The 6,991-nt window shown below is 69.0% G+C and carries 4 protein-coding genes; 3 read left to right on the top strand and 1 reads right to left on the bottom strand.

What is annotated here, in order from left to right:
- The coding region (locus GWK15_RS25455) for a VIT1/CCC1 transporter family protein (protein ID WP_168044409.1) at positions 1-617 on the top strand (617 nt) is incomplete at its 5' end.
- Positions 618-698: 81 nt separating this feature from the next.
- On the top strand, positions 699-2,516 hold the full coding sequence (locus tag GWK15_RS25450; RefSeq protein WP_168044407.1) for an ABC transporter ATP-binding protein/permease: 1,818 nt from the start codon (positions 699-701) through the stop codon (positions 2,514-2,516).
- 12 nt (positions 2,517-2,528) lie between these two features.
- Here the strand turns inward: GWK15_RS25450 and GWK15_RS25445 are convergent, their stop codons facing one another.
- Complete coding sequence (locus tag GWK15_RS25445) at positions 2,529-6,158, bottom strand: chemotaxis protein CheB (protein ID WP_338147341.1); 3,630 nt, start codon at positions 6,156-6,158, stop codon at positions 2,529-2,531.
- 549 nt (positions 6,159-6,707) lie between these two features.
- On the opposite strand from GWK15_RS25445, the gene GWK15_RS25440 reads away from it, so the two are divergent.
- Positions 6,708-6,991, top strand: a 284-nt coding sequence (locus tag GWK15_RS25440) for a response regulator (RefSeq protein WP_168044405.1), incomplete at its 3' end; no start/stop codon positions are given.

Below are 6,991 nucleotides of genomic sequence, written 5' to 3'. Positions count from 1 at the left end.
GCATCGTCTCCACGGCGAGCCTGATCGTGGGCGTCGCGGCCGCGGCCGCCACGCAGAACGACGTCCTGCTCGCCGGCGTCGCGGGCCTGGTCGCGGGCGCCATGTCGATGGCCGCCGGCGAATACGTCTCGGTCAGTTCGCAATCCGACACCGAACAGGCCGACCTCGCCCGCGAGCGCTGGGAATTGGGCGAGAATCCCGGGGCAGAGCTCGAGGAGCTCGCCGCGATCTATGCCCGGCGCGGCGTCGATCTGGTCGTCGCGCGGGAGGTCGCCCGTCAGCTGATGGCGAAGGATGCGCTCACGGCCCATGCGCGCGACGAGCTCGGGATCTCCGAGATCACGACGGCACGGCCGGTCCAGGCTGCGTTGACGTCGGCGGCGACCTTCGCGGTCGGCGCGGCCATGCCGTTGCTGATGGTGCTGGTCTCGCCGCCCGGCGTGCTGGTCGCGGTGGTCTCCGCGGCGTCGCTGGGCTTCCTCGCCCTCCTGGGCGCGATCGGGGCCCGGGCCGGCGGTGCGCATGTCCGGCGCGCGACGGCCCGCGTCACCTTCTGGGGCGCGCTCGCGATGGCGCTCACGGCAGGCATCGGGAAACTCTTCGGCACCGTCGTGTGACGCGGCGGCCGAACGGCGCGCATGTCATCGGGCCCGAATGGGCGTTTCATGCGGATGGTCTGCTCCAGGAAGGGGGCGTCGATGAGCGGCACGGCCGGACCGAGCCACCCCCAGCGGTTCTTCCGCGACTTCGTGAAGCTGTCCGGCGCCTATTGGACAGGGCGGATGCAGTGGCGGCCGCGTCTGCTGACACTAACGCTCGCCCTGCTCGGCATCGCACAGGTGGCGCTGGCGATCCGGCTCAACATCTGGAGCGCGGATCTGTTCGATGCACTGGAACGGCGCTCGACCGACCATGCCATGACGCAGATCGGCATCTTCGTGCTGATCATCCTCGGCAGCATGGCGGCGAATACGGCGCACATGGTCGTTCACCGGCACCTGCAGCTCGACTGGCGACGATGGCTGACGGCGCGGGTCATCGGCGACTGGATGGAGGATGCGCGGCACTACCAGACAAACCTCGTCCCCGGCGACCACGCCAATCCCGACGGGCGCATCGCCGAGGACATCCGCATCGCCACGGAATTCGCCGTCGACCTGGCGAGCAGCCTGTTCTACTGCGTCCTCCTGCTGGTCACCTTCGTCGGCATCCTGTGGTCCCTGTCGGGCTCGATCCACATCCTCGGCCTGGGCGTGCCGGGACATCTCGTCGCGCTGGCTTTCGGCTATGCCGGCATGGGCGCCATGATCGCCTTCCTCCTGGGACGGCCTCTCGTCCGCGCCACGGATGCGCGGCAGACGAAGGAGGCCGACTTTCGCTTCGGCCTCGTTCGCGCGCACGAGAGCGCGGAGCCGATCGCCATAGCGCGCGGCGAAGCGCTCGAACGCCAGCGCCTCGGGACGACCTTCGAGACCATCGCGCAATCCTGGTACGACCAGTCCATGGGGCTGGCGCGGCTGCTCGCCTTCTCGTCCGGCTACGTGGCGTTGGCTGCGGTCCTGCCCATCCTGGTCGGCACGCCCCGGTTTCTCGAGGGCACGCTCTCCCTCGGCCGCCTGATGCAGTCCGGGCAGGCGTTCCAGCAGGTCACGGCGGCGCTGTCCTGGCCGGTCGACAACCTGGCGCGCATCGCCGAATGGCGCGCCTCGGTCGAGCGCGTCCTGTTGCTCGACGAAGCCATCCGCGTCGTCACCCTGGAGGCCGCGCGGACGGGGGAGACGGCGATCAACCTGGACCGCGCGCCGACCTCCGAGCTTGGCGTCCGGGGTTTGTGGGTCGCGGCACCGGACGGCACCGCCATGCTGTCCGACCTCACGCTGACGGTGGAGCCCGGCGAGCACGTCCTGGTGGATGGTGACCCGGAGGCGGCGAGCGCGCTGTTCCGCGTGCTGGCCGGCATCTGGCCCTGGGGCCGCGGCCGGGTCGACCTGCCGGCCGATGCGGCCATGATTGCCGTCGGCCCCCGGCCCTTCCTGCCCGCGGGGACCTTGCGGCGGGCCATCGCCTTCTCGGACCAGCCGTTGCGCCACCAGGACGCAGACCTCGGTTCCGCGCTCAACAGCGTCGGCCTCGGGCACCTGGCGGATCGCCTGGATGTGTCGGCCGATTGGGCCCGCATGCTGAGCGCAGCGGAGTTGCAGCGCCTGTCCTTTGCACGGCTCCTGCTGCTGCGGCCGGACTGGATCGTGCTGGGCGATGCGACGGATGCGCTTGACCCTCTGTCCGCCGACATCATGCTCGCCCTGCTCGTGGACCGGTTGCCGCGATCCGGCATCGTCCTGATCGGGCGGCACCCCGGATCGGCGGAGAATTTCAGCCGTCGGCTGACGCTGAAGCGCGCCGCCGACGGCGAGGTTCTGCTCCATGAGGTCTACGCACGACGCCAGGCGGCCCAGGTGCCACGCCCGCAGCCGCTGGCCGTCGTGGACCTCCTGCGCGAGGGCTACGGACGGTGAGGCGTCTTCCGGTCAGTCGGCGCCGGCCAGGAGCCGCTGGATGCTCTGCGCGAGGTCCGCGAGTTGCACCGGCTTGTGCAACTGTACGCAGGATGGCAGCGCGATGTCGCGCAGCGTGCCGGTCGAGATGTCGCCTGTCAGGATGATGGCCGGCACCTCGCGGCGCAGCCTTTCGCGCACGGCCTTGACGACGTCGACCCCGGTCATCCCGTTCGGCAGGTTGTAGTCGGCCAGGACGAGGTCCGGCCGGAACGACCCCTGCGCCACCATCTCCAGGACGACGACGCCATCCGGCGCCGCCGCGGCGCGATGGCCTTCATCCTCGAGGAAGATCTTCAAGGCGTCGCGCAGGTCGGGGTCGTCCTCCACGACCATGATCGCAGCGCTGCGGGCGGCGGGTCCGGCCGCCGCGTCCGGCCGGACCGGGGCCTGCTGGTCCGGCGGCGCGGCCGGCGCCGAGGATGGCAGCGCGATCTCGATCGCGAAGACGGACCCCTTGCCGGGCCAGGACCGGACGCTGATGCGGTGGCCCAGCAACTCGGCCATGCGGCGGGCGATCGCGAGGCCGAGGCCAAGCCCGCGGCCACGCTCGCGCGCGGGGTTGTCGAGCTGGTGGTACTCCTCGAAGACGGCCTGGCGCTCGCCGTCCGGGATGCCGATGCCGGTGTCCCACACCTCGATGCGAAGCCGTCCGGCCTGCCGGCGGCAGCCGAGCAGCACCTTCCCGCGGCGGGTGTACTTCAGCGCATTGGAGACCAGGTTGCGCAGGATCTGCTCGAGCAGCTGCGGGTCGCTCTCGATCGACAGGCTGCACGGCACGACGCGGAAGCCGAGCATCTGCGCATCGGCATGGTAGGCGAACTCCGCGCGCAGCCGTTCCAGCAGGTCGCTGACGGGAAACCGCGTGATCCGCGGCCGGATGGTGCCGGCTTCGATCTGGTTGATGTCGAGCAGCGTGTTGAGCATGCCGGACATGGCGCGCAGCGTCTCGCCGAGCCGCGCGACGAGGTTCTGCGCCTTCTGCCCCTCCACCGTCTTCGACAGGAGGCCCTGGAGAAGCGCCAGCGTCTGCAGCGGCTGCCGCAGGTCGTGGCTGGCCGCCGCGAGGAAGCGTGACTTCACGCCGTTGGCGAATTCCGCCTGGCGCCTCGCCTCCTCCAGTTTCTCGGCCGCCAGCCGGCGTTCCGTGACGTCAGCGAAGGTGATGACCACGCCTTCGACGCCGTCATCCTGGGTGCGGTAGGGCAGGATGCGGCGCGTATACCAGGTGGATCCGCGCTTCACGATCTCCCGCTCGACCGGCTTGCGCGTCCGCAGCACCCTGCGTGCGTCGGCGAGAAGGTCGCCGTCGGACGCGAGCAGGTTCAGGTCCGCCAGCGGCCGGCCGATGTCCCCCGGAATGACGCTGACAAGATCCTTGGTCGCCGGCGTGAAGAACCGGATCCGCAACTCCGTGTCGAGGAAGAGCGTGGCGACGTCGGTGCTGTAGAGGACGTTCTGCAGGTCGTTCGACGTCGTACGCTGCCGTTCGAGCGTCTCCTGGAGCTGGGTGTTGAGCGCGGTCAGCTCCTCGTTCAGCGACTGGAGCTCCTCCTTCGAGGTCAGCAGCTCCTCGTTGGTCGACTGGTACTCCTCGCTCGCGGAAAGGGCCTCCTCGCTGATCGCCTTCTGTTCCTCGTTGGCGATCTCGAGATTATGGATGGCGCCCTGCAGCTCGGTCCGCGTCGCCTCGAGCTCCTGCTGTAGTTCCGCGATGTGCGGGACGTCGCCTCGGGTGGTGGAACGGCCGGATCCCTTGGCCGGTACCGGTTCCTCCACGAAGCAGACGAGCAGGAGCCTCTCGCCTTCGCTCAGGACCGGCTGCACGTCGATGGTGAAGGCCAGGGTTTCGCCATTCTGCCGGACCAGCCCGCCTGGCAGGGAGATCCGCGTATCCGCCTGGATCGCGCGCTGGATCGCCGCACGCAGCTTGTTGCGCACGCTGCGCGGCGCCATGGCGAGCAGATCCTGCGTCGGCGCTCCTGGCGGCACGCGCAGGTACCGATCCGTCGGGCCGAGCGAGTAGAGGCATTCCTGCTTGTGGTCGATCAGCACCGCGGCGGGGGCGAAGACTTCCATCACGAGCCGCCGGCACAACTCGGCATAGGCATTGCTGCGCGCGGGACTCGTCGCCTTGCCCGCCGGCCGGCCGAGGCGATCGATGATGCCGGCGCCGAAGAGGAGGCCGAGCTCGCCGGGCCGGCTGCGCCCGATATGCCGGTAGATCCTTCCCGGCTTCGAGACCACTTCGAAACGGCCGGGCGCATTGCCGATCGTCTCAGATCCGCCGAGCAGCAGGATGCCGCCATGGCGCAGCGCGAAGTGGAACAGGGAGATGACCTTCGATTGCGCCTCGGGGCTGAGGTAGATGAGAAGATTGCGGCAGGACACCATGTCGAGCCGCGAGAAGGGCGCATCGGTCAGCACGTCCTGCACCGTGAAGACCACGCTGGCGCGCAGTTCGGATGAGACGCGGTAGCCCTGGCTCTCCCTCGTGAAGTAGCGGGCGAGACGTTCCGGCGTCACGTCCGCCTTGATGGAGACCGGATAGAGTCCGTCCCGCGCGGCGGCGATGGCGTCAGGATCGACGTCGGAGCCGAAGATCTGCAGCTTGATGTCGCGCTGCGTCGCGGCGATCCGCTCGTGAAAGAGGATGGCGAGGGAATAGGCCTCCTCGCCGGTGCTGCAACCGGGCACCCATATCCGCAGCGAACGGCCGGCATCGGCGGCATCGACCAGTTCGGGAACGACGGTCTCCGCGAGGAGATCGAAGACCTCCGGATCACGGAAGAAGCTGGTCACATGGATGAGCAGGTCCTTCGCGAGCTGTTCGAGCTCGGCGGGGTCGCCCCGCAGCTTCTCCAGATAGAGGGGCATGTCCGCTGTCGCGATGGCCACCGCCGACATGCGTCGTTCGATCCGCCGCCGCAGCGTACCGGGCTTGTAGAGCCTGAAATCGTGGTTCGTCCTCTCGCGCAGCAGGTCGACGATCGCCAGAAGCAGGTCGCCGCTGGGCGGTGGGCTTGCCGTGGCATTGGGTGCCAAGGCGGCTCGCCGAAGATGCTTCATAAGCGCCTGCGGCATGTCCGCGACCGGCAGCACGAGATCCACCGCGCCGGTCGCGATCGCGCTGCGCGGCATGCCGTCGAAGGCGGCTTCGTCCGGGTCCTGGGCGATCACCAGCCCGCCCTTTTCCTTCACGGCCCTGAGGCCAAGGCTGCCGTCGGATCCCGTCCCGGACAGAATCACGCAGGCGGCGCGGTGGCCGATCTCCTCGGCCAAGGAGTGCAGCAGGAAGTCGAATGGCAGGCGCGCGCCGTGGCGCGCCCGAGGTTCCGTCAGGTGCAGGGCGCCCTCGCCGACGGACAGGTATGCGCCTGGCGGGATCACGTAGAGGTGGCCGCGCTCGATCGGCATGCCATCGGCGGCCTGGCGCACCGTCATAGTCGTATGCGTCGCCAGCAGATCCACCAGCATGCTGTCATGGTTCGGATCGAGATGCTGGACGAGGATCAGCGCCATGCTGCTGCCGTCCGCCAGGGCTTCGATCAGCCTTCGGCAGGCATCGAGACCGCCGGCCGAGGCGCCGATGCCGACGATCACGAGGTCGTCCCTGGTCGCCGGCGGTGGGGCTGCGGCGAGTGCCTGCCGCCGCGTACGCGGCGCGGACGCCGTTCGCGGGCGTGATCGGGTCGTCGGCGACTTGATAGGCTTCTTCAGATCATCCTCGCAGTGTGCCGAGCAGTGCGCTGAGGGTCATGGCCCGCGGCGCGCATTGCGCTGCCTCTCGGCCCGGAGCACGAAGGATCGAGCCACGCGGCGGTCGCGGCAAGATAAGTGCGATCGAAGGATAACAAGCGAAGGATAACAGGCGGCTGGCGGACGCTCCTCCATGCATCCATGCGCCCCTTTGATCGTTCCGCTCTTAAGCTCCCGATAATGGTATGCCGTCGGCATTCGCGGCGCCATATATACGGGATGTGGACGACCGCGCGGCCGAGTTGAGTCGCTGGCGCACGCCGCAACAACTGTCGTGTGGACCCTCTGCCTCATGAGACGCGCATTCGCGCCGCGGATGCGAATGGGCGGTTGTGTGAACGTCCGCAAGACGCACCAGCTGCACGACATCGCGGATCCCTGGGGAGGCCATCGATGAGAGCACTTCGTATCCTGGTGGTGGAGGACAACGCCGTCATCGGGATGCTGCTCGCCATGACGCTGCAGGCGATGGGTCATGAGGTCTGCGCGACGGAGACCACCGAGGACGGCGCGGTGGCGGCAGCGCTGCGGTGCAGCCCGGATCTGATGATCGTCGACGTGACCCTGGGCGGCGGCAGCGGGATCCATGCGGTCGAGACCGTCCTGCGGACGCGCCATGTCCCGCATGTCTACATGAGCGGCGCGCCCGTGCGGACCGACAGGCCGGAGAGCGTGGT

Origin of the sequence: Neoroseomonas oryzicola (assembly GCF_012163135.1) — a bacterium.
Lineage (GTDB): Bacteria > Pseudomonadota > Alphaproteobacteria > Acetobacterales > Acetobacteraceae > Neoroseomonas > Neoroseomonas oryzicola.
This window is presented reverse-complemented; position numbering and strand designations above follow the sequence as displayed.